Genomic DNA, 23,082 nt, shown 5'->3' with positions numbered 1-23,082 from the left:
GTGCGCGCCATCCGCTCGCCTTACGGCCGACTCGACGGCGCGATCGTCGAGGTGCCCGCCTCCGCTCCCGCACCACCCATGCAGCAGTCGAGCCCGCCCCGTCCACGCGGAGCCCATCAGCTCAGTCCGCTGGTTCTCGGCCCGATGGCCATGGTCGGCCGGATGGCGACCGCACGACTGCCCGTCTGCCTCGTCGGCGAGCCGGGCACCGGCAAACGCACCCTCATCCATGACATCGCGATGCATGAGTTCCCGGGGCGTACGGTCGTCGTCATCGACTGCGGCGACGTCGACATCGAGGCCAAGCTCAAGTCGGTCGGCGAGCGGCTCGCCAATGGTCATCCTGTCATCGTCCGCGACGCCGACGGACTGGCGGCCGGCCGCCTCGCCGAGCTGGTCAACGGCATGGACCTGCCCTCGGCCAGCGGCTGGCTCACCTTCACCACGCGCACCCACCACAAGGGTGGCAAGGGCTCCGAGGAGGCCGAGAGCGACCTGGCCGCCGCCGGCATCCCGATGATCGCGCTTCCCCCGCTGAGGGCACGCGTCCAGGACCTACGCGTGCTGCTGCCCGACATGGTGCGCCGACTGAGCCGGGGACGTGTCACGTCGGTCTCCCCCGAGCTGCTCACCCGCCTGATTCGCGAGCCGTGGCCGGGAAATCTCGCCGAGGTCGTCGAGCTGGTCACCAGGATGATCCCTGCGGCGACCGACTCCGTCCTGCGCGAGCAGCACCTCCCCGCGGACTTCGGCAGCGGCCTGCGGTATCGGCTCACCCCGCTGGAGTGGATGACCCGGGACGCCATCGTGGAGTCGCTGCGAGCCTGCGACTGGGACAAGGCGCGCGCAGCTGAGGCGCTCGGCATGTCGCGGGCCTCGATCTACCGCAAGATCAAGGCCTACAACATCGAGCCCGGCGCCTGAACCCTCAGTCGGGTGACCCGTCCGTCTCGGTGCGCTCTTCGCGCTCGACGGGAGACGGCGCCTTCAGCCACGCGTAGAGACCGGCGACGAGCGCGATGGCCACCATCGGGAACACCCACAGATAGTCGACGATGTGCAACGGAGTGATCATCACTTCTCACAGTCCAATCAGCAGAACGAGACCTGTCGAGGTCAGACCGACCATCAACAGGAGGTACGGCAGCTGCCCCACCGCAACCGATCGCGGACGTAGCTCCTCGAGTGAGCGGTCATGGGCCGCCACGACACCGACGACGTGTCCGCAGACCACCGCGGCGAGCTGTACGACGGCGATCGTCCTGGGCGAGACGACCAGGTAGTCGATCGACGCCTGTGCCGAGCCGAAGAGGTCCCATCCCCGCCCGAACGGGTCGGACGCCAGGATCGCGCCGACCTGACCCTGGAAGATCGCGAACGAGAAGTAGTGGGCCACGGTGTAGCCGACGATGATCGGCACCATCGTGTGCGCGAAGGCCCGCGAGGTGCCGTCGGCATACCTTGAGAAGGCATCCGTGGCCCGCATCGACAGCTGGTAGGCGCCGGCGACCACCAGGATGGCGGCGACCAGGCCGAGGGTCCCGGTGATCAGATAGCCGGGACCGACGAGGTCGCGGGTCAGGTCGCCCCAGATCGAGGTCCGGGTCACCCCGTCGAAGGCCGTCGACCCGAGCAGCGTGCACAGCACGGCGAGCTGCCCCGGCGGGACCGGCATGGCGGCGAGCCCGGCCAGCGGGTGGCGGAGAACCGCCTCGCCCTCCCCCGAACGACCCCACGGCGAGAGCCGCGCGATGGTCGCCGAATAGACCTCCAGGCCGTCGGCGGCGTCGAACCACCGCGGACCGGCGATCGCACCGCCGATCCCGTGCACGAGGACGTACGCGGTCACGAACCCGGCCACCACCCGCGGCTCGTCGGAGTGGTCGAAGACGAGCTCCAGCCACAGGAACACGCCCAGCGAGGCGACGGCCGGCCACCGGCCCACACGCGCCGGAAGCCCTGACCGCCGGAGACGGGACGGCACAGCTCTGCGGAGCAGCCGTGCCAGTGCCCGCACCGGGTTGAGGAACCGCCACACCGGCCCCAGGAGCAGCGAGCACGGCACCAGGCCGACCCACACCCACACGTAGAGCCAGGTGGGAGACGGGTTCGTCGCCACACTCGTCGGACCGAACCACGCGACCGCGAGGAAGGCCAGGGTCCCGACCAGCGCGACTGCCTGCGCGATCCGTGAGGCCCGCTCCCCCACCATGACCTGTATCCACCGCGGGAGCGCTACCCCGTCCTCGGTCCCGAACCGGCTCGAGCGCCACAGCAGCCCGAGCGCGAGGAAGGAGAACAGCAGGACCCCCACCGCGACGTACAGGGCGATCCATACCGGGATGGGGAGGTCCGAGCGACCACCCAGCCCGTGGGTCAGGATCATCACTTCACCTCGATCTCGACGAGCAGCGCGCCTGCCCCCTCCAGCTCCGCCTCGAAACGGCCAGGGATGTCGGCGGTGAAGGTGAGCACGCCTTCCTGGCCGGCCACGAGGTCGACGTGTGCGTCGTAGCCGTGCAGATGCACCTCGTCCGCGACGTCACTGGTGACGGCGAGCGTCACCGACTCACCGAGACCGACGCGCTCGAGATGTGCGGGCGGGGACAGCTCCCCGCCCATGACCTCGATGCGGATGACGTTGCCCGTCGGCCGCGTGTCCGCCGGCGAGGGCGTGGCGCTCGCGGAGGGCACCGCTGTCTCCGTCGAGCTGTGCCCGGCGTGATCCGCCTCCGCCGCGGTGGTCTCCGCTCCGCACGCGCTGAGAGCTGAGGCGGCGAGGAGGGCCACGACGGAAAGCGTGAGACGTGTGCTGATCATGAAGGTTGGTTCCTTCCGAGACGACGTTCGTTGGTCACGAGACGGCTGCTGATGACGAGCGCGAGGACGAGACCGTGCACGACGTGGATCCCGACCATCCACGGCCAGCCGATCAGGTTGCTCAGGCTCGAGGCCTCCGGTTGCGCGCCCACCACGGTCCCGATGACCTGGAGGCAGACCAGGTAGAAGAAGCACATCAGGATGACTCCGTGCAGGGCGGCGACGACGTACAGAGCACGTCCGGTGACACGATGGTTCAGCGTGCCGAGCGAGAAGATCGCTCCGCTCACGCCACCGAGGACCACACAGATCCCCAGTCCGCCGACGAACTCCTGCTGGAAGAAGGGTGCCGCGTCGCCGGCCGCCGTCGCGGCTTGAGACACCTCGAGAGCACCCGGCGACAGGATCGAGACGATCGCGTAGAAGGGCGTCGCCGCACCGACCCCCTGAACCGCGCCGGCCAGAGCGAGCAGCGCGATGATGACCAGGGCCGACAGGCTCCCGGCGACCGCTCCTCTCTCGATCGCGACGTCGAACGCTCGCCAGCCCGTCGGCGACTCGTCCACCTGTGCGTGGCTTCTCATGCTGGTCACTTCCCGTCCGCCTGCTGCTCTGCCGGCACGGTCTCCCGGGTCCGGGTGGGCTCCTGGGCATCGCGTCTGAGGAGCTCTTCGAGCTCGAAGTACTTGCCGCTGAAGAGCAGCCGTGCCCCCGTCGGACGCTCATCGCGGTAACCCGACTGGTAGCGCCGCTTCGATGTGCCGGACATGTCGATCGAGAGCATCAGCACGAAGATGCCGATCAGCAGTCCTCCGAGGATGACCGGACCGAGCCCGATCAGCATGTCCATGGAGCTCGTGCCGCCCCCATGCATGGGAAGGATCGTCGGGATGGTCATGATGCGCACTCCTGGTTCAAGGGTGGAAACCCGGTGGTGCCGAGAGAGAGCGGCACCACCGGGCGAACGGGTTCCGTCAGGCCATGGCCGACGGGGTGACGAAGCTCTGGATGGTCACGAAGTTCTCGTGGCCGTCCTCGTCCTTGAGCCGCAGCACACCAGTGAGCTGCATGCGCGACTCGCCGACCGGCATGAGCCGCTCCTTGGCCCACACCTCGTCCGTCATGCTCATCGTCAGCTCCCGTGTCTCGCCGGGAGCGATGGGCGTAGCCGGAGAGATCTGGACCGACCGCTCCTCACTCCCCGCCGCAGCCACCGGGAAGGTGAGCGTGCTCGTCGTGAACGACTCCACCGAAGCGGGCGAGCTTCCCGTGTTCTGCACGGTGACCTTCGCCGTCACGGTGTCCGTCGCCGGGTCGAACGCGGCGTCGGAGGCGTCTGCCGTGACGAACTTGGCATCGACCACCGCGGCCTCCGGGGCGAAGTGGAGCACCTGCTGCGGCATCTTGTCCGGGTAGGCCTGCGCCTGCCACACCATGCCGCCCACCACCAGAGCGATGGTCGCGCCCATCATGATGTTCATGACGCGGTGGTCCTTCTTCGTGATCAGCCCGTACGCACCGCCGTCGGTGTTGAGCGGGATCTGGCTCGTCACGGGCAGACGCGTCACGGTCGGCTTCGGGACGATCCAGTAGAGCAACCAGGCGAAGCCGATCACCAGCCAGACGATGTTCCAGAAGGTGACACCGCCCATGCCGATGTTCTCGAGGTCGGCCGTCTTCCCGCTCAGCAGCTTGACGTCGTTGGTGAAGCCGCCGGCGGACTCCGTCACGTCGACATACTGTCCCGGACCGATGAGCGAACCCGCCCCATGGATACCGAAGATGGGATGGATGTGCCAGTGTCCGACCCGGCGCCCCTGGAGCACCATCTTGAACTGGTAGACGCCGCCCTTCTCGATCTCGATCGCCATCGGGGCCGGCTGGCCGTTGATGGTGCGCTCCTTGATGACGACGGTCGGCCCAGGAGCGATCACGCCGATGAAGCCGAGCTTCGGCTCCGCGAGCTGCTCAGGGTAGGTCTCGAGGATCTTCGCCGTCCCCGTGATGGTGAGCTCTTCACCCTGGGCGACCTTCTCCTCGGAGTACTTCACGTCCCAGAAGGCGACCGTGCCCATCCGGAGGAAGGCCTCCTGGGCTGTCTCCCCATGAGCCGACGCCGGTGCCGGCGGCAGAGCGAGCACCACAGCGACGGCAGCGGCCATCACCGCGCCGATGTACTTCAGTTTGCTACGCATGTCGTACTCCTCTCAGAACCGCTTGATGAAGCGGCCGATGGGCCAGATGGCAAGTCCGCGACCGATGGCCTGGCCGACCCAGTAGCCGGCGACGGCGAGGGTGGCCCCGAACGCCAGCGAGACGTACTGGGTCTCGCCGAGGAAGGTGCGGAGCGACCCGTGCTCGATCATGCGGAGGTACTCCGGTGTCTGACCCCGGACGTACTCGATGCCCTGGACGTCGGCGACGGTGACGTGCAGGCCCATCCAGTCGATCGGCTGCAGGTACGGCGCGAGCACCGTGTAGTTGGTGAACCAGAGGATCAGCGCGAAGCCGAACGCTCCGACCAGCGAGGTCAACACGAAGCTCTTCGTCTTCAACAGGACCCAGTCCAGCCAGATGGCGGCCGCCAGGATCATCACCGGCCAGACGAAGGCCAGCGGGAAGCCGCCGAACATGTCCCAGTTGAAGATGCGGCCGATCCAGGACGCGATCGTCATGCTGATGGCGGTATAGACCGCTCCCGTCGGCATACGCCAGGCGAGCCACTGGATGTACTGCAGTGCCGAGGGGATGATGATGACGGCGAACGGGGTCACCATCGGCCACCACTGACGGTCCTTCCAGTCCGTCCAGAAGTCCCAGTCTCCTGCGAACAGGAGCTTGGTGATGTCGGCTGCGGCGGCGACCACGAAGGCGGCCGTGACCCAGAAGACGATGTCCCACTTACGGTCGATGAAGGTGTAACGGCGGTTGAGCAGCTTCCGCAGGGCTTGCGTACGCTCCTCTGACTCCGGCGCCAAAGCTGTGGCACTCATGAGGGCTCCTTGGTTTGGGGATGTGAACGGTCCACTGGTCAGGCGATCGCGGGATCCGAGGTCGCGACGGCTTGTCGTTCCTCTTCGATCTCGTCCTCGATCTGGAGCAGCCGGCCCAGGGACTCGGCCCAGAGGGCGAAGATCCCGGATGCCAGCCAGCCGTACGTCACGAACGGCCAGTGGAACGGAGCGGCGAAGATCTCCTCGGTGATCCAGAGGCTGTGGCCCCACTCGTTCATCGCGACCTGCATCATCTCGGTGACCGAGGCGGCGATGAGGAGGAAGAAGGACCAGGGGAAGCCCTTGTCGGGCGAGTAGACCTTCGGGAGGCGGGTACGTCCATAGAGATACGTGCCCACCGTCATCGTGATGCCGAGTGGGAACGCCCAGAAGAACATCACGATGTGGCTGGGGGTGAGCGCGGTGTCGCGAACAGCCGTCTGGTGCCAGACGCCGTCCTGGTTCGGGAAGAAGCTCGCCATGAAGTAGAGCGTCAGCGACGTGGCACCGATCAGGCCCCAGAAGACGGCGATGCGACGTACTTCCTCGGCCTTGCTGATCGGCTTGGCCTCTGCCTTGGCAGCGAGGTTCTGGCCCGACTTGATCAGCCATCCCCACCAGACGAGCGTCACGATCGTGACGACGACCAGCTCGCCGAGGAAGAGGTTGAACCAGTACGTCCGGAAGCCATCGCTTGCGGCGTCCAGGCCGTACTCCTTGTACCAGGCGAACTTCTGCTGGTAGATCCGCAGCCCGATGAATGATCCGGCGAGCAGGAAGCTCCCGATGAACATCCAGCGCCAGCCGCCGTTCCAGTCGATCGGGCCGCGGCCCTTCGGGAACTCGCCGGACGAGTCCCCGCGAGTGTCCTCCCGGGATTCCGGGGTGATGGTTGTGGACATGGTTTTTCCTTCCGTTTGTCGTGCGGAGGTCCGGTCAGGGGATGAGGACGGCCCGACCGCGCACCCGTCCGTGGTGCAGGTCGTCGAGCGCGACGTTGGCGTCGTCGAGGGAGTAGATCTGGGAGTGGAGGGTGACCTTCTTGGCTGCCGCCAGCTCCATCAGCTCGGAGAGCTCGGTGTAGTTGCCGACCAGGCTGCCGACGACGCTGATCTCGCTGAAGATGACCTGCAGGGCCGGCACGTTGACGTTGCCGCCGTATCCGACGACGTAATAGGTCCCGCCCTGGCGCAGCATGTTCGGGCCCTGGTCGGTGGTGCCGTGCTCGGCGACGAAGTCGATGACGGCCTCGACGCCGTCTCCGCCGGCGAGGTCCTTGACCGCCTCGACGACGTCCCCCTCGCCGGCGTTGACCGTGATGTCCGCACCGATCTGCTTGGCGAGCTCGAGGGCATCCGGGTTCGTGTCGACGACCACGATCTCGGTGGGGCTGAGCGCCTTGAGCGACTGGATCGCGATGTGCCCCAGACCGCCGGCGCCGATCACCACCGTCTTCGTCCCGGCCTGGAGCCGGGGTACGGCCTTCTTGACCGCCCGGTACGCCGTGATGCCGGCATCCGCGAGCGGCGCGACGTCGACCGGCTGGAGGCTCGGATCGAGCTTGATGCAGGCGCGCTCGTTCGTGAGCATGTACTCGGCGTACCCACCGTCCATCGCGAGCCCCGGGAACCCGGCCGTCTCGCAGTACATGTCCTCCCCGCGACGGCACCCTGCGCAGACGCCGCAGGTGATGTGCGGGTGGAGGATCACCGTGTCACCCGGAGCCACCGTGGTGACCGCGGAGCCGACCTCGTCGACCCAGCCGGCGTTCTCGTGGCCGAGGATGAACGGCAGGAGGGTGCCCTCGGTGTCGAGCGTGTCCTTCCAGACCTTCTCGATGACATGGAGGTCCGTACGGCACACGCCTGCGGCGCCAACCTTGATCACCACGTCATGCGGCCCGGTGACCCGGGGCTTGGGCACGTCCTCGATGACCAGCTTCGAGTCATAGGTGTAGAGCCGGGCGGCCTTCATGCCACTTCTCCTTCGTCGACGGTGGTGAGTTCTGAGGGGTAGCGCTCCGCGAGCAGCGCCTTGCAGAGATGACCGTTGCCCTCGAAGGACACGGCCATCACGCGGGCAGACCGCCGATGGGCCCGGACCTGCTCCGGACCCACCGGACGGCCATCGGCGGCGATGAGGAAGGGGTCGTCGTGGCGGCAGCCGACCCCGAGCTCCTCTCGCGTGGTCAGGTACTTCCCGAGACCGGGAAGCGCGAGGCGGGTGACGTCTCCCAGCACGAGGTCGACCAGGCTCTCGGCGTCGACGCCGGCCTCCTCCAGCTGGCGACAGACCTGCTCCTGACGGATGAGCAGGGTCTTGCGCCGGAAGTGGTCGCGCAGGTCCTCGAGGTCACCCTCGGCCTCGCTGGGGAACGCGGTCATGAACCCGCTCCTGCTGCGTACGCCGGACTGGATCCGCTCCGACTCGAAGTGGTCCTCGACGGAGACGGTGACCGCCCCCTGCCCCACGACGCGCTCCGCCGCCTGACGTACGTCGTCCACCATCAGCCAGGTGAAGTTCGGCGCGCAGAAGTACGTCGGCAGCTGCATGACAATGCGCACTCCACCGCCGTTCTCGGTGACGGAGCGGATGAATCCCATGTCGGTCACCGAGCGGTCGACCTCGGGGTCGTGCACCTCATCCAGCGCCGCGAGGACGTCGGACGCGGTCGACATCAGGCCACGACCTCGGCGAGGGCGTCCACCTCTGCGACTCCGACGACGTCTTCGGGAACCTCGAGGTCATACAGGCGCGCAGCGTTGAGGCCGAGGACCTTGGCCTTCTGGACGTCGGTGATGGCCTCGTACTCGCTGCCCTCGGAGAACTGGAAGTCGAGGAACTTCTCGACCAGCCAGCGGGGGGTCCAGATCGCGTAGTCGCTGCCGAAGCAGATCTTGTCCTCGCCGAGCCAGTAGAGGAGCTCGCCCATGATCTGCTCGAAGTAGCGGGGCTTGGCGTGGACGAACGGCATCGCGACTGCCATGCCGGCGTAGACGTTGCGCTCCTGGGTGGCGATCCAGCAGAAGTCCTCGAGCCTGGGCAGGCCGATGTGCTCGACGATGAAGTTGAGGTCCTGGAAGTCGGTGGCCACGTGGTCGACGTCGTGGACGTCGAAGGCGTCCCGGTCGAGCGGCCAGACCGTTGGGCCCTTGTGGATGTGGATGTTCTTGATGCCGAGCTCCTGGGACTTCTCCAGGTAGCGGTAGGCCATGGGGTCGGTGAGCGAGTAGCCGCGGGAGTCGCCCTGCCACTCCGCGGTGTAGAGCTTGACGCCCTGGATGTTTCGCTCGGAAGCCTCCTTCTCGAGCAGCTCGAGGCCTTCCTCACCGAAGCGCGGGTCCCAGGAGGTGTTGAGGATGAACCTGCCCGGGTTCTCCTCCACCAGCTCGAGCGCCTCCTTCTCGCGGCGGAAGCCGGTCTTGTAGAACGCACCCAGGACCGTCGGGTTGAAGATGGCGACGTCGACACCGCCGTTGTCGAGTACGTCCTTGACGACGTCCGCCTTCTCGATCTTCGCGAAGCGCTCCTTCGGCCACTTCTCCTCCTCCGGGGAGAGCCCGTTGTGGTAGTCGAAGAAGCACTGGGTCCAGCCCTTGCCGTAGTCGTTCAGGCAGTTCTCGTCCGACCCATCCCAGATGTGGATGTGGCCGTCGACGATGAAGTAGTTCTTGCCGTCCCTGGTGATCATGCGGTGTCCTCCTGATGCGAGTTCGGCGTGATGTCGATGCCGACCGTGTCGGCAGCGGTCTGCCGACGCGGGATCGCTTCAGTGAAGGGCCCACCCACACCTGTGTCGAGCGTCACACCGACATCGATCGCCGCTGTTCCACACCCGTCGGAATCCCCGCGGAATACCGGCCAAGAGCAGAGTCGGCGCGACTTCGGGGCGGCGTTGCGGCGCGAGCTCTGCAGGTATCAGCCGCTCGATCCGCGAAATCCTTGACGCTTTCCGCAGGGGGTGATGGCGACCTGGGTTTCCCTCGCCGAACGCTGTCCAGGCGGTGTGACGGGAGTCACCATTCCGGGACAACGTGCGGCACAAGCCGCGTGTTCGTCGGAAGAATCGAGGTCGCATCATGACGTTCGAGACCTTGCTGGTCATGGCGGTCGGGATCGCGGCGCTGACCGGTCTGCGGATCGTTCTGGCCCTCATCGGAAAGGGGCATGCCGCCGACCACTCCGCGGTTCCGCGGCCCCGAGAGGGCGCTGCGGCCGAATCGAGATGCCGCGCGGTGCGCGGAACCGGACGGAACCGCAATCTCCTGTACTTCGTGCCGGCCCAGGAAACGCCGGCCTCAGTGACGGAGGTTCGGCACACCCGACAGGCTCGGCAGCCCGTGGATGTGCGTCCTAGTGGAGCGACTCATCTCGCCCCATGACGAGAGCGCTACAGCGTCCGGCGAGCGCCTTTGACCTTCTCGCGGAGCCAGGCGGGGACCCGCTCCTCGTCGCGGGGGAAGGTCTCGAGGTCGATGGCGTACAGGCCCGGATGGGCGGGCCAGCGCCAGACCGGCTCGTCGTCGTAGTTGAACGCGACGTTCGTCGTGGGCGTCTCGCCGCCCTCGCACGCGATGGTCCAGCGGGCGGAGAACCAGGCGCCCTTGCCGGGTTCGTACATCACCCGCCTGAGCTCATCGGTCAGCGCGAGGATGCTGTCGGGCGGCTTGGCGTAGGCGAAGCTGCCGTCGGGTCGGTGCACGTCGATGCGACCGGTGAAGAACATCGACAGGTTGCGATGGTTGAAGACCAACGTGGACCAGTCGCCCTCTACCTCGTCGGCGAGGTGGAGGGCGATCTCATCGATGAGCTGTTCCTGTCTGACCACAGGAGGAACGGTCATGCCTTTCAACCTACTACCGCTGTCGACCCCATTCCGGGACCATCGTCCCGGGGTCCGGCACAGTGAGGTGTTTCCCACAGATGACGGACCCGTGAGTTCCTCATGGCACCGTGAACGCCGGACCCCGTTCGAGGCTAGGTTGAGCAGATGACTCGGAACCCGCGACAGTCCCTCGACCGCTCGGTGCTGCGGCTGGGCGCCCGCGTGCGGGAGCTGCGCAAGGCGCAGGGGATGACGCTGGTCCAGCTCGCCGAGGCGACCGACCTGTCCCACCCCTTCCTGAGCCAGGTCGAGCGCGGGATGGCGCGCCCCTCGATGTCGTCGCTGTTCCGGATCGCACAGACCCTGGGGACCACCCAGCAGGGCCTGCTGGCGGACAGCGTCGAGAGCGTCTCCACCGGCTCGGCAGCGGTCGTACGCCGCTCCGACTCCGGCACCGCGGAGGCCTCCAGCGGCACCGTGAAGGCGCTGGTCGCCGGGGCCGATCATGCGTTCATCCCGATGGAGTTCGCCGGCGACGGGACGGCCTGGGACCGCTACTGGCAGCACCCGGAGGACGAGTTCGTCTACGTGGTGGGCGGCACCCTGCGGATCGACCTGGACGGCGAGGAGCAGACCATGGAGACCGCCGACTCGGTCTACATCCCCGGCGGCGTACGTCACCGGTGGGCCAGCGCCGACGGCGGGCTGTTCCGGCTGCTGGTGGTCAAGGAGCAGCGCAGGCGCTGAACCGCCTCAGGCCGGCCGCGATCTCCTGCTCGTCAGCGGTGACGAGCACGCCGTCACGTACGACGACCCGGCCGCCCACGACCACGTGCCGAGGTCGCCGACCGGGCGAGGCCCACAGCAGTCCGGCGACAGGGTCGTGGACCCCGGCGTCGGCGACGCCGGAGACGTCCCACACGCACAGGTCCGTCCCCGACCCCAGCCCGGGGCGACCGAGGCCGGCCGCGGAGCCGGTGGTCGCCATCTCGAGCACGTCGGCGGCGGCCAGCGGCGGACCGACCAGCGGCGCCACCTGCATGGCGAGCCGGGCGTCGGCGAGCAGGTGGCCGGCGTCGTTGCTGCCGCCGCCGCTGGTGCCGAGCCCGACCTCGACGCCGGCCTCCCGGAGCGCGGCGACCGGCGCGATCCCCCAGCCCATCGGCAGGTCGCAGCCTGGCGCATGGGTGGCGCTCACCCCGGCCGCGGCGAGCCGCCGGATCTCCTCCGGCGTCACGTCGCACAGATGGGCCAGGGTCACGTCGGGCGCGAGCCAGCCCCACTCCTCCAACAGGTCGATCGGGCGCCGGCCGTAGCGCTCGGCCGCGATCGCGACGTCGACCTGCTCGTTGGCCTGGGTACGCCGCCGCAGCCCGCGCCGGGCCGCCACCTCCCCCAGCAGCCGGAAGGTCGGCTCCGGGTCGGAGTGCACCCCGGCCGGACCGACCGCGACCTGCAGCATCCCGTCGGCGCTCACCCCGCCGGGCGCCTCCCCCACCAGCGCCTCGGCGATCAGGTCGGCACTGTGCGCCGCGGTCTCGGGGTCGTCCCGGGCGGCACCACGGACGAAGACGAGGCGGGCGCCGAGCTCCGCCGCCGCCCGTGCGGTCCCCTGCGCCAGCGGCACCGTCTCCTCGGGAGCCAGGGCGGCCGGCCAGGTCAGGTGGTGGTCGGCGACCGTCGTGACCCCGCAGAGCAGCGACTCGGCGAGCCCGGCCCGCGCGGCGGCGTACGTCAGCCCGGCGTCGATCCCGACGTGGTCGTAGGCCGCGGCCATCGTGGGCAGCCAGGTCGCCATCGGTACGCCACGAGTGCCCGGGAGGGTGCGGAACGCGGTCTGCAGGAGGTGGTGATGGGCGTTGACCAGGCCGGGCGTGACCAGGCAGCCCGAGGCATCGAGCACGTCGGCGGGCCCCTCGACCGAGAGATCCCCCGAGAGCGCGCCCATGATCCGCAGCGTCATGCCGACGGCGTGAAGCGGGCGGCCTCCACGATGACCTCCGCCAGCGTGGCGACGCCCGCCTCGAAGCGGGCCTTGCCGTCCTCGGCGGTGGCGGTGGTCGGGTCGCCGAGATATCCGTCGGTGCCGAAGTCGTCGGAGAGCCAGCCGAAGGAGACCGGCTTGCCGAAGCCGATGTGCGTATAGCCCGCGAGGTGGTCGGGCACCTTCCGCTCCCCGCGCTCCTGGTGCACCAGCTCGGGCCGCAGGTGGAGCATCATCGAGGTCTCCCCGTGGCCGCCGTGGATGCCGAGGCCGAGCTCGTCCTCGCGCGAGGAGCGGCCGCCCTGATCGGGTGGCACGGAGAGGTGCGCGAAGAAGGTGGCCAGCCCGAACTGCTTGCGCAGCTCCCGGCTGGCGACCTGTCCCAGCGCGGAGTTGCCGCCGTGCCCGTTGACGAAGAGCAGCCGGGTGATCCCGGAGGTGCTCAGCGAGCGGCCGATGTCGACGAGCACCCGCATCAGGGTGTCCCAGGAGAGCCAGATCGTCCCCGGCGACCAGGAGTGCTCGTCGGACTTCGTGTAGGCCAGCGGCTCGAGCAGCACGACGGAGGCGCTGCCCGCCGCGGCGACCGTCTCCACAGCCGCCGAGGCCGCCTCGGCGGCGATCACGTAGTCGGTCGAGACCGGCAGGTGGGGACCGTGCTGCTCGATCGCGCCGAGGCCGAGGACGGCGACCGTGTCCGGTGGCAGGGCGGCGATCTCGGGGGCGGTGAGGTCGGCGAAACGGGGCATCAGCGGACTCCGATGTTGACGCGGGTGTCGACCAGCGCGTGGTCGGTGAGCTTGCCCTGGTTGAGCAGGCCCTTGGGGTCGCGTTCGCGCGCGACCTCGGTGACGAGCTCGAGGTTGCGGTCGACGTACCACTGGTGGGGCGAGTGCACGCCCACGCCGATCTCGTCGAAGCGCGGGATGCCGGCGAGGACCTGCTCCTCGGAGACGTACTCCGCGACGACCATCGCCAGCGGCCCCCTCCCCATCAGCTCGAGGTGCAGCCAGACCGGCCCGTCGTAGACCTGCCGCACCCGGTCGGCGTCGGTCCAGTAGAGCTCGCCCCCGGTCTCCATGTGGAACCAGGTCCGGTCGCGGTGGGCTCGCTGCAGGAAGTAGACCGGATGGTTGTAGGACATCCCGGAGAGCAGATCGGATGCCGCGTAGTCCTCCAGACACGCCCGTACGCTGCCCCCGGCCGCCACGACGAGCGACTCGATCTCGGCGACCGTGGAGGCCTCGGCGATCACCCGCAGGCTGTGCTGGGCCGGGTCGAGCGAGACGTTGGTGGTCAGGGTCGGGACCAGCGCGGGCTCGTCGCCCGAGGCCAGCCTCGGCAGCACCGGCAGGTCGAGCAGGCGGCGGTGCACGGACACCATCGCGTCCCAGCTGTCGAAGGCGGCGTAGACCGCCACCCAGTCCCGCGCGGGGTCGGTGCGGACCACCACCGAGGTCACGACGCCGGTCACGCCGTAGGCGTGGATGTAGGGCAGCGTCTCCTCGCCGTGCACGGTGAAGAGACGACCGCTCCCGTCCATCGGGGCCACGGTCAGCTCCGTGACGAACCCGTCGGCGGTGGTGCCGTGCTCGATCGTCCCGGTGCCGGCGCTGCCGCCGCCGATGAAGCCGCCGATCGTCGACCCCTTGGTCGACGGGAAGATCCACAGGTCGCGCCCGGCGTCGCGGACCACCTTGTCGATCCGGGTCATCCGGGCACCGGCCCCGGCACGTACGTTGCCGTCGGCCAGCACCTCGATCGCGTCCAGGCCGCGGAGGTCGAGGATGATCCCGCCGGTGAACGGGGTCGCCTGGCCGTAGTTGCCGGTGCCGGCGCCACGCGGGACGACCGGCACGTCGTGCTCGTAGGCCATGGCCAGCACGTCGGCGACCTCCTGCTCGGTCCGCGGCCGGACGATGGCGTCGGCGACATACCTGCCGCTCGGCACCTTCTCCTGGAGGACGGGCGACATCCGCGACCAGTCCGAGGAGAGCTTGACCAGCGCGGCCGGGTCGGTCTCGACCCGGTCCGCGCCGAGGCGGTCGGCGACCTGGGCGGTCACCAGGGACGTACGCTGCGTGATCGTCATCTGCATCACTTCATCGAGATCGAGTCGTCGATGAACCGGTTGTCGTAGAGCGACTCCGGGTCGATGTCGTCGGAGGTGATCGTGCCGGCCTGCTTCATGATCGGCGCGAACGTCTCGACGATCTGCTTCATCCGCTCCCCGTCGATCTGGCCGAACACCCCCGACTTCGGGTCGTCGTGGACCAGGTCGAGGTCGGTCATCGTCTTGGCAGCGTACGCAGCGACACCCTCGCTGTAGGTCCAGCCGGTCTGGTAGCGGTCGACGATGTCGACGATGATCCCGTTGGCCCAGTCCGGGTCCGCCAGGTAGTCGATCTCGGCCTGCTGCATCACCGGGACGAGCTTCGCCAGACAGTCGGCCTCCTTCTTGACGTCCTCGGCGCGTACGGCGATCGGCTCGGGGTAGATGCTGTAGCCGACCTCGGAGAGGAGCTGGTAGCCGATCGGCTTGCCCCAGCTGCTGATCTCCTTCTCGTAGATGTAGGGCTCCGCGGTGGCGAACCCCTGCTGCAGGATCGTGGGCTCGGTGACGAAGCGCTGCGGGGTGCCCTCGTAGGAGAGGTCCGACTGCTTCTTCTCGATCATCCCCTGCGACTCGAGCAGCGCCGGGATCACGTCGCCGGCAGTCACGACCGGGTCGCCGTCCTTCGCGGCATCGGCGATGGTCTTCGCGTCGTCCTGGCTCTTCGGGTCCCACATCAGGATCTGCGGCGAGACGGTCAGCTGCGAGGTCAGCGCCACGGTGGGCTGCTTCGCCGCGGCGGCGATCGCGGCGTCGGTGTTGACCGCCCCGATGAGGATGTCCTTGTCGAGGTACATGGTCGCCGGGACGGGCTGGAAGCCGGTCGCCGGACCACCCGAACGGACCTCGATCTTCACGCCGGTGTCGACGCCTCCGGAGACGAGCGGCCCGGTGACGGACTTCTTGTCGGTGTCGACGGTGTAGCCCTCACCGACCAGGCTGTACATGCCGCCGTGCTCGGCCTCGGGCTGCCAGTCCTGCTGCATCACCACGGTCGCCGGGCAGACGTCGGAGAGGTCCTTCGCACTGCCCTTCTCCGCCTTCGTCACCTCCCCCGCGCTCGCGGTGTTGGCGGAGCCGGAGTCGCTCCCGCAGCCGGTCAGGGCGAGCGGTACGACGGTGGCCAGCGCGACCAGGGCGGTGGCGCGGCGGGGTCTGGCGAGGTTCAGGGATCGGTTCATGCGGTTTCCGTTTCTCGTGGGTGGAGGAGGGTCAGCGCTCGCCGTACCACTTGCCGATCACGGCACGGTCGAGAGCGGCGAAGGCCGAGAAGACGACGACTCCGAAGAGGGCCGTCAGGATGATCGCCATGAAGAGCGGCTCCATGCTGAGCCGCAGTGTGTAGACCCGGAGCAGGCCGCCGATGCCGGGGCTGCCCTGCTGGAAGTAGAAGTCACCGACGATCACGCCGATGACCGACAGCCCCGCGGCGTTGCGCAGGCCGGTGAAGATCGCGGGCATCGCGGCGGGCAGCTGCAGCTTGAGCAGCCGCTGCAGCCGGGTCGCCCGGTTGAGGGTGAAGAGGTCGTGGGCCGGCGCGGTCGCCGACTGCAGGCCGAAGAGCGTGTTGGCGATCATCGGGAAGACCGCGATGATCACGCAGACCACGATCCGGGCCGAGATGCCGTAGCCCATCCAGATCCCGATCAGCGGCGTCAGCGCCAGGATCGGGACGGTCTGCAGGATCACGGCATAGGGGTAGAGCACCTTCTCCAGCAGCCGGGTCTGCGCCATCACCATCGCCCAGGCCATCCCGATCACCACCGAGATCACCAGACCGGCGAGCGCGACCTGGACCGACTGCCACAACGCCGCGAGCATCGGCTGCATGATCTCCGGCCGGCCGAGGGTCTCCCCGAAGACCTGGTGCGGCGGCGGGAGCAGGAACCGTTTGTCCTCGCTCAGGACGACGTACGTCACCAGGTACCACAGCCCCGCCAGACCGGCGAGCGCCGCGATCATCGGCACCACCTTGGCGACGAGCCGGCGCAGCACCGGGGGCGTACGTCGCCTGGGTGGCTCTGCCGCTGCGGCCTCGGTCGCAGGCTCGATGGCGGGTTCGACAACCAGCTCGGTGCTCATGCCGCCGCCTCCGTAGCGAAGGGCGGAGAATACGGAACCGGCGGCCTGAGGCCTATGGTCGCTCGCTTGCGCTCGCTCATGCGTGCTCCTCCAGTGCCTCGGAGACCTGGCCGACCAGGTGGGCGAAGTCGGACTCGAACCGCAGCTCGGGCGGGCGGGGGAACTCCCAGGGCACCGGGATCTCCGCCACGATCCGGCCCGGCCGGCCGCTCATCACGACGACGCGCGTCGAGAGGTAGACGGCCTCGGCCACGGAGTGGGTGATGAAGAGGCCGGCGAAGCCCTTGAGCCTGAAGAGCCGCTGCAGCTCGGTCTGCATCGCCAGCCGGGTGATCTCGTCAAGGGCTCCGAACGGCTCGTCGAAGAGGGCGAGGTCGGGTTCGGCGACCAGGGCGCGGGCGATCGAGACCCGCATCCGCATGCCTCCGGAGAGCTGGCGCGGGTGCTGCTTCTCGAAGCCGGTGAGACCGACCAGGTCGAGGGCCTCCTGAGCAGCCTGTCGCCGCTGCGACTTCGGCAGCCCACTCAGCTCGCCGATCAGCTCGACGTTCTTCCGGGCGCTGCGCCACTCCAGCAGGGTGGGGTCCTGGAAGACGTAGCTGGTGGTGCCCGCGTCGACGTCGACGCGGCCGACCGTGGCCTCCTCGAGGCCCGAGGCGAGCCGGAGCAGGGTGGACTTGCCGCAGCCGGAGGGGCCGACGACGGAGACGAACTCGCCGGCGTCGACGGTCAGGTCGACCCCGGTCAGCGCGGTCGTGCCGGTCGGGAAGCGTTTGGTCACCCCGGTGAGGGCGAGCGTGGTGGTGGTCGTTTTCATGTCACCTCGGCATGGGATCGAGATCGAGGACGGTGCTGACTCGGGTGTCGGCGAGCACGCGGCCGCCGTGGACGACGACGCGGGCGGGCCGGGCCCCGGCGACGACCTCGTCGAGAGGCACGTCGGGGACGAGCAGGAAGTCCGCCCGGCTGCCCGGTCCCGTGCCCGCGGCCGGGAGCCCGAGCACGGTGCGGGTGGACGTCGTGACGGCGGCGAGCGCCTCCGCCGGCCGGAGGTGTCCGGCGGCGACCAGGAGCGAGGTGGTCTCGAACGGGTCCGCGCGGCCGACCGGGTTGAAGGGGTCGCGCAGGTTGTCGGCGCCGGCCGCGACCGGCACCCCCGCCTCGAGCAGCGTCCGGACGGCGGTCAGACCCCGCGGCACCGCGCCGTCGGCGTCGCGGCCCTGCAGGTAGAGGTTGGTGATCGGGAGGGTCACGATGCCGATCCCCGCCTTCGCCACCAGGTCCACGACGGGGCGGCGCCGGTCGTGGTCGAGCATGCCGAGGCGTACGCAGTGGGAGGCGGTCACCTGCTGCTGCAGCCCGCGGGCGATGACCTGCTCGGCGAGGTCGGCCAGGTCCAGGTGAGTGGTGGTGGTCTGCTCGTCGGTGTGCAGGTCGACCGGGAGGCCGGATCGCTCGGCGTGGTCGAGGATGCGACCGGTCTCCTTGGTGGGCTCCTCGGCGAGGTGGGGGCAGCCGCCGAGGACGTCGATGCCACGGCCGATCGCGTCCTCGATCACGGCGTCCGGGACGTCCTGACCGGCGAGCAGGCAGACCTGGAGGGTGACCGTTCCACGGAGCTCCTCGCGCAGGCCGAGCAGGGCGTCGACCCCACGCAGCGGGTCGCCGGCGAGGAGCGCGTCGGCGTGCGTACGGATCGTGGTGATGCCGTTCGCCACGTAGTGGCGGACCGCCCGCCGGGCGCGGTCGGCGAAGTCGGCGGCGGTGAGGGTGGGGACGAGCGAACGCCACTGCTCGATCGCGGCGACCAGGTCGTTCCCCGCCCGCGGACCGGGCGTGATCAGCTCCGCGCTCAGCGCCTTGTCGAGGTGGGCATGCGGCTCGCCGGCACCGGGAATCAGCCGCCAGCCCGTGGCGTCGGTCCCGGGACCACCCTCGACCGGCCGGACGACGGTGATCTCGCCGGCCGCGAGATCGAGGTCGGCGAGGGTGCCGTCGAGGAGGCGTACGTTGCGCAGGGCGGTCAGCTCCACGCCCGCCAGGGACGCCGGACCGTCCACCGGCCCGACCTGTCCCGCACCTCGTGCCCCGGTCATGGGCTTCCCCTCTCCGCTCCAAAATGTTGATGAGATGAACATTTTCGAGCGTAAGGAGCGGTTATTTCGGCGGCGTAACCGTTTCGGTCCTCCTCGATGAAACCCGTCTAGGACGGGTGGCGCACGGCGTCGGCGAGCGCGCGGAGCACATCGGATCCCGGTGGCGCCAGGTAGGCGACCATGGTCAGCTCGTCGTCGACCGTGCGCATCTTGGTGAGCTCCAGCTCGACCCGCCCGACCTTCGGATGGCGCACGACCCGGGTGTGGGAGCCGATCGCGGCCAGGTCGCGCCGGCCCCACAGCGTACGGAACTCCTCGCTGACCGACTCCAGGTCGGCGACCAGCTTCGCGACCTCAGGGTCGGCCATGTCGACGGCGGTCTGCGAGCGGAAGAAGGCCACCGCCTCGGCAGCCTCGGCCTCCCAGCTCTCGGACATCGCGCGCACCTGCGGCGAGGTGAAGGTCAGCCAGATGACGTTCCGTTCGGCGTCGGCGAGCTGGCCGAGGCCGGGGAAGAGCAGCTCCGCTCCCCGGTTCCAGGCGACGATGAAGAAGTGGCGGTCGACCACGAACGCCGGGTTCGGGTCGAGGTGGTCGAGCAGCCGCTGGTAGCGACCGGCCTCGGAGCGCTCGGAGCGCTCCGCGCGCCGGGGCGGCAGCTCACCCGAGAGCCGGAAGAGGTGCTGGGTCTCGAGGTCGTCGAGGCCGAGGACCTCGGCGAGGCTGGAGAGCACCTGCCGAGAGGCCCGTACGTCCGGTCGCCCCTGCTCCAGCCAGGTGTACCAGGTGACGCTCACCGCGGAGAGGGTCGCCACCTCCTCGCGACGCAGCCCAGGCGTACGTCTGCGCCCGCTCACCCGCAGCCCGACGTCCTCCGGCCGCCGGCGCTCGCGACGGCTGCGGAGGAAGTCGCCGAGCTCGCGGCGCAGGTCGACGGTGGTCACGACCTCCATTGTGCCCAAGCCTGGTGGTCCGGCTACCAGCATGCGCTGCATCTGGTTGGCCCCGGCGTGGTTCGTCACGATCGTCGTATCGCCTGACAGACCCCGAGGAACGAGGAAAGAAATGAGCAACGTATTCATCACCGGAGCGACCGGCGGCATCGGTGTGCCGACGGTGCGGATGCTCGCCGGCCAGGGCCACCGGGTCTTCGCCGGCGTACGCGACCGCGACCTCGCGAAGATCTTCGACGACCTGGCCGGCGTGGTTCCGGTGCAGGTGGACGTGACCGACGAGGCCTCGGTGACCGCCGCGGCGGAGACGGTGACGAAGCATCTCGGCACCGACTCGCTCGACGCGGTCGTCAACAACGCCGGCATCATCGTGCAAGGACCGGTGGAGCTGGTCGAGGGCGCCGAGCTGGAGCGGCAGCTGCGGGTCAACGTGCTCGGTCCCGCGACCGTCATCCGGGCGTTCCTGCCGCTGCTGCGTTCCGGACCTGGCCGGATCGTCAACGTGTCCGCTCCCACCGCTCGGCGGGCGGTCCCGCTGATGGCACCGATCTCGGCGAGCAAGGCAGCCCTGGAGTCGCTCTCGGTCGCGTTGCGCAGCGAGCTGGCACCGTGGGGGATCAAGGTCGTCATCCTCGAGCCGACGGCGGCGGACACCCCGATCTTCGCCCGGGCGCGAGCCGCCGCCGAGGACTCGTTCGAGCGGACCGACCCGCGGGTTCAGCAGCTGTATGCCCCGATGATCGCCGCCGCGGACCAGGCAGGAGCGAAGATGGCCCTAGCCGACCCTGACTCGATCGCGAAGGTGCTGGTCACCGCCATCACCACGGCTCGGCCACGCACCCTCTACACCGCCGGCCGGGGCGCCGGGATGCTGCCGATGATCGGACGCCTTCCCGATCCTCTCGCCGACGCGATCATCGCCCGCGCCGTCGGCATCGCGGGGGTGCAGGCCGGCTGAGGTCCAGGCGGACCGGTCACCCCTGGTCGGCGAACACCTGACGAAGCCGCGCCCGCGACGCTTCGAGGTGGTCCCGCATCGCGTCGTGAGCCGCCGTCGCGTCGCCGGCACAGATGCTGTCGGCGACGCGGGTGTGCTCCTCGAGGGCTGCGGTGCCGACGTACTTCTTGTAGAACAGACGGAAGATGTGCATGTGGCAGTTGGTGCGCTCGAACGCCGCGGGTAGGTATTCGTTGCCTGACAGCCGAGCCACCAGCACATGGAACCGGTGGTCGTGCGCCGCCACGGCCCGGTAGGCCGAGTAGATGTCCGCCGTCGGCACCTCCTCGACGGTATGCAGCTCCTCGACCAGCTCGCGCAGCTGGTCCTCGCTGGCACGCTCGGCGGCATGGGCCGCCGACCACGGCTCGATCAGCAGCCGGTACTCGAAGAGGCTCTCGAACTGGTCTCGGGAGATCAGCGGTGCGATGAAGTAGCCGCGCAGTGACTCCTTGCGGACCAGGCCGTCAGCCTCGAGGCGTGCCAGCGCCTCACGCAGCGGTGTCGGCGACACGTTGAGCTCGCGCGCGATCGCATCCATGTTGACCCGGGACGACGGCTCGAGCTCGTGGTCCATCACGCGGGCCTTGAGCAGCTCATAGACATCGTCGCCCAGCGTCTGCCTCGAGGGCATGCGGGCCGGCGGCGGCACCGCAGCCGAAGCGCTCGTCATCGTCGTCCACCTCCATGGCGTCGCACAGATTCTTGCACGCACCCCTTGACGTGACTGCTGTCACATGCCACTCTCTCAGATCGTAGATCCTACAGGATCTTTGATTTAGACGGACGGCAGCCGATCGCCGCTGGATCCGTGAGGCCTCAGCCACCAGAATCTCGCTACGTCCGGTCGACGCGACCGGGGAGGAACCGTCCTATGTCCACCCAACACACCAGATCCGGCCCAGCGCCCGCTGCGGTCGCTGCACGGCCGCCCGCCGGCGCTACCCGCGTCCGCTGGGGCATCATCGCCCTCGCCTTCGGTGGCCTGACCATCAACTACCTCGATCGAGCCAACCTCGGCGTCGCACTGCCCTTCATCGCCGAGGACATCCATCTGACGATGACCCAGCAGGGACTCATCCTTGCCGCGTTCTTCTGGTCCTACGACTTCTGCCAGCTCATCGCGGGCTGGTACGTCGACAAGGTCGGTCCCCGCCGATCCTTCACCACCGCGTCCGTGTGGTGGTCGCTCTTCACCATGCTGACCGGCGCGGCGACCAGCTTCGCCTCGCTCTTCGGCATCCGCCTGCTCCTCGGCGCCGGCGAGAGCCCGGCTCCCTCGACCAGTGCCAAGGTCGTCTCGCGGTGGTTCCCGCGTCAGGAGCGCGCCTTCGCCACGGCGATCTGGGACTCCGGATCACGTGTCGGCGGCGTGCTCGCCCTGCCGGTGGTGACCGCGCTGGTGGCTGTCTCGTCGTGGCGTACGGCCTTCATCGTGACGGGGGCCGTCGGGCTGCTGTGGACGGTGGCGTGGTGGCGCACCTACCGCGACCCCGACCAGCACAGCCGCGTGAACGCCGAGGAGCTCGGCTACATCCGCGCCGGCGGCGCGCGCTCCGCCGACGCCGACTCGGAGTCGGCGCTGAAGGTCCGCTGGCGCGACCTGTTCGGCTACCGCACCGTCCGAGGAATGATGCTCGGTTTCTTCTGCCTCAACATGTGCATCTACTTCTTCATCACCTTCTTCCCGACCTACCTCGTGGAGGAGCGCGGGTTCTCGCTGCTCAAGCTCGGCGTCTTCGGCGCGCTGCCCGGCCTGTGCGCCGTGGTGGCCGCCTGGGTCGGCGGCTGGTTCGCAGACCGCGCGATCCAGCGGGGCGCGGACGTCACGAAGGTGCGCAAGACGGTCATCATCGGCGGGATGGTGGGCGGCTCCGTCATCGGCCTCGCCGTCGTGGTGCCCTCGGCATGGATGGCCCTGGTCCTGCTGGCGACGGCGTACTCGAGCCTCGCGTTCGCCGCCTCGGGCATCTGGTCCCTGCCCGCTGACGTCGCCCCGAGCGACAACCATGTCGCCTCGGTCGGAGGCATCCAGAACTTCGCCTCCAACCTGGCCGGCATCGGCAGCCCGATCCTGATCGGCATGCTCGCGGACAGGACCGGGTCCTTCGTCGTCCCGCTCCTGGTCGTGTCCTGCTTCGCCCTGATCGGTGCGTTCTCCTACGCCTTCATCGTCAAGAACGCCGAGCCGCTGCCCGCACGCATCCGCGGCTGATCCC

General features: G+C 69.0%; 26 protein-coding genes. 5 read left to right on the top strand and 21 right to left on the bottom strand.

Features of this window, described 5'->3' with window-relative positions; genetic code table 11:
• A complete protein-coding gene (locus ACIA03_RS10840) occupies window positions 1-924 on the top strand; it encodes a helix-turn-helix domain-containing protein (protein ID WP_396982127.1) in 924 nt (307 codons plus the stop codon).
• A gap of 4 nt (window positions 925-928) precedes the next feature.
• Here ACIA03_RS10840 and ACIA03_RS10835 read toward each other — a convergent pair whose 3' ends face one another.
• The 11 genes from ACIA03_RS10835 to ACIA03_RS10785 form a co-directional block, all read right to left on the bottom strand.
• Complete coding sequence (locus ACIA03_RS10835; RefSeq protein ID WP_396982125.1) at window positions 929-1,075, bottom strand: hypothetical protein; 147 nt, start codon at window positions 1,073-1,075, stop codon at window positions 929-931.
• Window positions 1,076-1,081: 6 nt separating this feature from the next.
• Window positions 1,082-2,386, bottom strand: coding sequence for a hypothetical protein (locus ACIA03_RS10830; RefSeq protein WP_396982123.1), 1,305 nt, complete (start codon window positions 2,384-2,386; stop codon window positions 1,082-1,084).
• The gene (locus ACIA03_RS10825; protein ID WP_396982121.1) at window positions 2,386-2,820 is read right to left on the bottom strand and encodes a hypothetical protein; all 435 of its coding nucleotides are present in this window, start codon (window positions 2,818-2,820) and stop codon (window positions 2,386-2,388) included. Before ACIA03_RS10825 ends, ACIA03_RS10830 begins: the two co-directional genes overlap by 1 nt.
• Complete coding sequence (locus ACIA03_RS10820) at window positions 2,817-3,404, bottom strand: hypothetical protein (RefSeq protein WP_396982119.1); 588 nt, start codon at window positions 3,402-3,404, stop codon at window positions 2,817-2,819. Before ACIA03_RS10820 ends, ACIA03_RS10825 begins: the two co-directional genes overlap by 4 nt.
• Before the next feature lie 5 nt (window positions 3,405-3,409).
• A complete protein-coding gene (locus ACIA03_RS10815; RefSeq protein ID WP_396982117.1) occupies window positions 3,410-3,718 on the bottom strand; it encodes a hypothetical protein in 309 nt (102 codons plus the stop codon).
• A gap of 76 nt (window positions 3,719-3,794) precedes the next feature.
• Window positions 3,795-5,015, bottom strand: coding sequence for a methane monooxygenase/ammonia monooxygenase subunit B (locus tag ACIA03_RS10810; protein WP_396982115.1), 1,221 nt, complete (start codon window positions 5,013-5,015; stop codon window positions 3,795-3,797).
• A gap of 12 nt (window positions 5,016-5,027) precedes the next feature.
• On the bottom strand, window positions 5,028-5,813 hold the full coding sequence (locus tag ACIA03_RS10805; RefSeq protein ID WP_008359136.1) for a methane monooxygenase/ammonia monooxygenase subunit A: 786 nt from the start codon (window positions 5,811-5,813) through the stop codon (window positions 5,028-5,030).
• Between the two features lie 38 nt (window positions 5,814-5,851).
• A complete protein-coding gene (locus ACIA03_RS10800) occupies window positions 5,852-6,715 on the bottom strand; it encodes a methane monooxygenase/ammonia monooxygenase subunit C (RefSeq protein ID WP_396982113.1) in 864 nt (287 codons plus the stop codon).
• 34 nt (window positions 6,716-6,749) lie between these two features.
• The gene (locus ACIA03_RS10795) at window positions 6,750-7,787 is read right to left on the bottom strand and encodes an NAD(P)-dependent alcohol dehydrogenase (protein WP_396982111.1); all 1,038 of its coding nucleotides are present in this window, start codon (window positions 7,785-7,787) and stop codon (window positions 6,750-6,752) included.
• On the bottom strand, window positions 7,784-8,491 hold the full coding sequence (locus ACIA03_RS10790) for an iron-sulfur cluster assembly protein (RefSeq protein ID WP_396982109.1): 708 nt from the start codon (window positions 8,489-8,491) through the stop codon (window positions 7,784-7,786). Before ACIA03_RS10790 ends, ACIA03_RS10795 begins: the two co-directional genes overlap by 4 nt.
• A complete protein-coding gene (locus tag ACIA03_RS10785) occupies window positions 8,491-9,504 on the bottom strand; it encodes an amidohydrolase family protein (protein WP_396982107.1) in 1,014 nt (337 codons plus the stop codon). Before ACIA03_RS10785 ends, ACIA03_RS10790 begins: the two co-directional genes overlap by 1 nt.
• A 388-nt stretch (window positions 9,505-9,892) precedes the next feature.
• Between ACIA03_RS10785 and ACIA03_RS10780 the strand changes: the two genes are divergently transcribed.
• On the top strand, window positions 9,893-10,195 hold the full coding sequence (locus ACIA03_RS10780) for a hypothetical protein (protein WP_396982105.1): 303 nt from the start codon (window positions 9,893-9,895) through the stop codon (window positions 10,193-10,195).
• 8 nt (window positions 10,196-10,203) lie between these two features.
• Here the strand turns inward: ACIA03_RS10780 and ACIA03_RS10775 are convergent, their stop codons facing one another.
• Entirely contained in the window at window positions 10,204-10,656 is a 453-nt protein-coding gene (locus ACIA03_RS10775) for an agglutinin cell wall attachment protein (RefSeq protein WP_396982103.1), read from the bottom strand.
• A 147-nt stretch (window positions 10,657-10,803) separates the two neighbouring features.
• Here ACIA03_RS10775 and ACIA03_RS10770 point away from each other — a divergent pair, with 147 nt between their 5' ends.
• Entirely contained in the window at window positions 10,804-11,385 is a 582-nt protein-coding gene (locus tag ACIA03_RS10770; protein WP_396982101.1) for an XRE family transcriptional regulator, read from the top strand.
• On the opposite strand, the gene ACIA03_RS10765 is transcribed toward ACIA03_RS10770, so the two are convergent.
• The 8 genes from ACIA03_RS10765 to ACIA03_RS10730 all read right to left on the bottom strand — a co-directional run bounded on the left by ACIA03_RS10765 (window position 11,363) and on the right by ACIA03_RS10730 (window position 19,866).
• Window positions 11,363-12,601 (bottom strand): amidohydrolase family protein, encoded by a 1,239-nt coding sequence (locus ACIA03_RS10765; RefSeq protein WP_396982099.1) that lies wholly within the window; start codon window positions 12,599-12,601, stop codon window positions 11,363-11,365. The two genes, ACIA03_RS10770 and ACIA03_RS10765, sit on opposite strands and share 23 nt — an antisense overlap.
• The gene (locus ACIA03_RS10760) at window positions 12,598-13,371 is read right to left on the bottom strand and encodes a creatininase family protein (RefSeq protein ID WP_396982097.1); all 774 of its coding nucleotides are present in this window, start codon (window positions 13,369-13,371) and stop codon (window positions 12,598-12,600) included. Before ACIA03_RS10760 ends, ACIA03_RS10765 begins: the two co-directional genes overlap by 4 nt.
• Complete coding sequence (locus tag ACIA03_RS10755; protein ID WP_396982095.1) at window positions 13,371-14,714, bottom strand: FAD-binding oxidoreductase; 1,344 nt, start codon at window positions 14,712-14,714, stop codon at window positions 13,371-13,373. Before ACIA03_RS10755 ends, ACIA03_RS10760 begins: the two co-directional genes overlap by 1 nt.
• 5 nt (window positions 14,715-14,719) lie before the next feature.
• Complete coding sequence (locus ACIA03_RS10750; RefSeq protein ID WP_396982093.1) at window positions 14,720-15,916, bottom strand: hypothetical protein; 1,197 nt, start codon at window positions 15,914-15,916, stop codon at window positions 14,720-14,722.
• Between the two features lie 31 nt (window positions 15,917-15,947).
• Window positions 15,948-16,817, bottom strand: a complete 870-nt coding sequence (locus tag ACIA03_RS10745) for an ABC transporter permease (protein ID WP_396982091.1) — start codon at window positions 16,815-16,817, stop codon at window positions 15,948-15,950.
• A gap of 76 nt (window positions 16,818-16,893) precedes the next feature.
• Window positions 16,894-17,634: an ABC transporter ATP-binding protein gene (locus tag ACIA03_RS10740; RefSeq protein ID WP_396982089.1), complete on the bottom strand. Its 741-nt coding sequence runs from the start codon at window positions 17,632-17,634 to the stop codon at window positions 16,894-16,896.
• A 1-nt stretch (window position 17,635) separates the two neighbouring features.
• Window positions 17,636-18,913, bottom strand: a complete 1,278-nt coding sequence (locus ACIA03_RS10735) for an amidohydrolase family protein (RefSeq protein ID WP_396982087.1) — start codon at window positions 18,911-18,913, stop codon at window positions 17,636-17,638.
• A 107-nt stretch (window positions 18,914-19,020) separates the two neighbouring features.
• The gene (locus ACIA03_RS10730; RefSeq protein ID WP_396982085.1) at window positions 19,021-19,866 is read right to left on the bottom strand and encodes a helix-turn-helix transcriptional regulator; all 846 of its coding nucleotides are present in this window, start codon (window positions 19,864-19,866) and stop codon (window positions 19,021-19,023) included.
• 112 nt (window positions 19,867-19,978) lie between these two features.
• Between ACIA03_RS10730 and ACIA03_RS10725 the strand changes: the two genes are divergently transcribed.
• Complete coding sequence (locus tag ACIA03_RS10725; RefSeq protein ID WP_396982083.1) at window positions 19,979-20,824, top strand: SDR family NAD(P)-dependent oxidoreductase; 846 nt, start codon at window positions 19,979-19,981, stop codon at window positions 20,822-20,824.
• A gap of 16 nt (window positions 20,825-20,840) precedes the next feature.
• Here the strand turns inward: ACIA03_RS10725 and ACIA03_RS10720 are convergent, their stop codons facing one another.
• Window positions 20,841-21,536, bottom strand: coding sequence for a GntR family transcriptional regulator (locus tag ACIA03_RS10720; protein ID WP_396982081.1), 696 nt, complete (start codon window positions 21,534-21,536; stop codon window positions 20,841-20,843).
• A gap of 201 nt (window positions 21,537-21,737) precedes the next feature.
• On the opposite strand from ACIA03_RS10720, the gene ACIA03_RS10715 reads away from it, so the two are divergent.
• Window positions 21,738-23,078, top strand: a complete 1,341-nt coding sequence (locus ACIA03_RS10715) for an MFS transporter (RefSeq protein WP_396982079.1) — start codon at window positions 21,738-21,740, stop codon at window positions 23,076-23,078.
• Window positions 23,079-23,082: the final 4 nt, after the last annotated feature.

This window comes from Nocardioides sp. NPDC051685, from assembly GCF_044453405.1.
In the GTDB taxonomy this organism is placed as follows: Bacteria; Actinomycetota; Actinomycetes; order Propionibacteriales; family Nocardioidaceae; genus Nocardioides.
The sequence above is the reverse complement of the archived record's forward strand: the minus strand, read 5'-3'. Positions and strand labels throughout refer to the sequence as shown.

Coding starts and splice junctions, on each gene's coding strand:
- ACIA03_RS10720 (WP_396982081.1), bottom strand. CDS start 21,536: ATGACGAGCGCTTCGGCTGCGGTGCCGCCGCCGGCCCGCATGCCCTCG.
- ACIA03_RS10725 (WP_396982083.1), top strand. CDS start 19,979: ATGAGCAACGTATTCATCACCGGAGCGACCGGCGGCATCGGTGTGCCG.
- ACIA03_RS10795 (WP_396982111.1), bottom strand. CDS start 7,787: ATGAAGGCCGCCCGGCTCTACACCTATGACTCGAAGCTGGTCATCGAG.
- ACIA03_RS10765 (WP_396982099.1), bottom strand. CDS start 12,601: ATGACGCTGCGGATCATGGGCGCGCTCTCGGGGGATCTCTCGGTCGAG.
- ACIA03_RS10750 (WP_396982093.1), bottom strand. CDS start 15,916: ATGAACCGATCCCTGAACCTCGCCAGACCCCGCCGCGCCACCGCCCTG.
- ACIA03_RS10835 (WP_396982125.1), bottom strand. CDS start 1,075: ATGATCACTCCGTTGCACATCGTCGACTATCTGTGGGTGTTCCCGATG.
- ACIA03_RS10755 (WP_396982095.1), bottom strand. CDS start 14,714: ATGACGATCACGCAGCGTACGTCCCTGGTGACCGCCCAGGTCGCCGAC.
- ACIA03_RS10810 (WP_396982115.1), bottom strand. CDS start 5,015: ATGCGTAGCAAACTGAAGTACATCGGCGCGGTGATGGCCGCTGCCGTC.
- ACIA03_RS10715 (WP_396982079.1), top strand. CDS start 21,738: ATGTCCACCCAACACACCAGATCCGGCCCAGCGCCCGCTGCGGTCGCT.
- ACIA03_RS10770 (WP_396982101.1), top strand. CDS start 10,804: ATGACTCGGAACCCGCGACAGTCCCTCGACCGCTCGGTGCTGCGGCTG.
- ACIA03_RS10805 (WP_008359136.1), bottom strand. CDS start 5,813: ATGAGTGCCACAGCTTTGGCGCCGGAGTCAGAGGAGCGTACGCAAGCC.
- ACIA03_RS10830 (WP_396982123.1), bottom strand. CDS start 2,386: ATGATCCTGACCCACGGGCTGGGTGGTCGCTCGGACCTCCCCATCCCG.
- ACIA03_RS10785 (WP_396982107.1), bottom strand. CDS start 9,504: ATGATCACCAGGGACGGCAAGAACTACTTCATCGTCGACGGCCACATC.
- ACIA03_RS10780 (WP_396982105.1), top strand. CDS start 9,893: ATGACGTTCGAGACCTTGCTGGTCATGGCGGTCGGGATCGCGGCGCTG.
- ACIA03_RS10775 (WP_396982103.1), bottom strand. CDS start 10,656: ATGACCGTTCCTCCTGTGGTCAGACAGGAACAGCTCATCGATGAGATC.
- ACIA03_RS10730 (WP_396982085.1), bottom strand. CDS start 19,866: ATGGAGGTCGTGACCACCGTCGACCTGCGCCGCGAGCTCGGCGACTTC.
- ACIA03_RS10800 (WP_396982113.1), bottom strand. CDS start 6,715: ATGTCCACAACCATCACCCCGGAATCCCGGGAGGACACTCGCGGGGAC.
- ACIA03_RS10745 (WP_396982091.1), bottom strand. CDS start 16,817: ATGAGCACCGAGCTGGTTGTCGAACCCGCCATCGAGCCTGCGACCGAG.
- ACIA03_RS10740 (WP_396982089.1), bottom strand. CDS start 17,634: ATGAAAACGACCACCACCACGCTCGCCCTCACCGGGGTGACCAAACGC.
- ACIA03_RS10820 (WP_396982119.1), bottom strand. CDS start 3,404: ATGAGAAGCCACGCACAGGTGGACGAGTCGCCGACGGGCTGGCGAGCG.
- ACIA03_RS10790 (WP_396982109.1), bottom strand. CDS start 8,491: ATGTCGACCGCGTCCGACGTCCTCGCGGCGCTGGATGAGGTGCACGAC.
- ACIA03_RS10735 (WP_396982087.1), bottom strand. CDS start 18,913: ATGACCGGGGCACGAGGTGCGGGACAGGTCGGGCCGGTGGACGGTCCG.
- ACIA03_RS10760 (WP_396982097.1), bottom strand. CDS start 13,371: ATGCCCCGTTTCGCCGACCTCACCGCCCCCGAGATCGCCGCCCTGCCA.
- ACIA03_RS10815 (WP_396982117.1), bottom strand. CDS start 3,718: ATGACCATCCCGACGATCCTTCCCATGCATGGGGGCGGCACGAGCTCC.
- ACIA03_RS10825 (WP_396982121.1), bottom strand. CDS start 2,820: ATGATCAGCACACGTCTCACGCTTTCCGTCGTGGCCCTCCTCGCCGCC.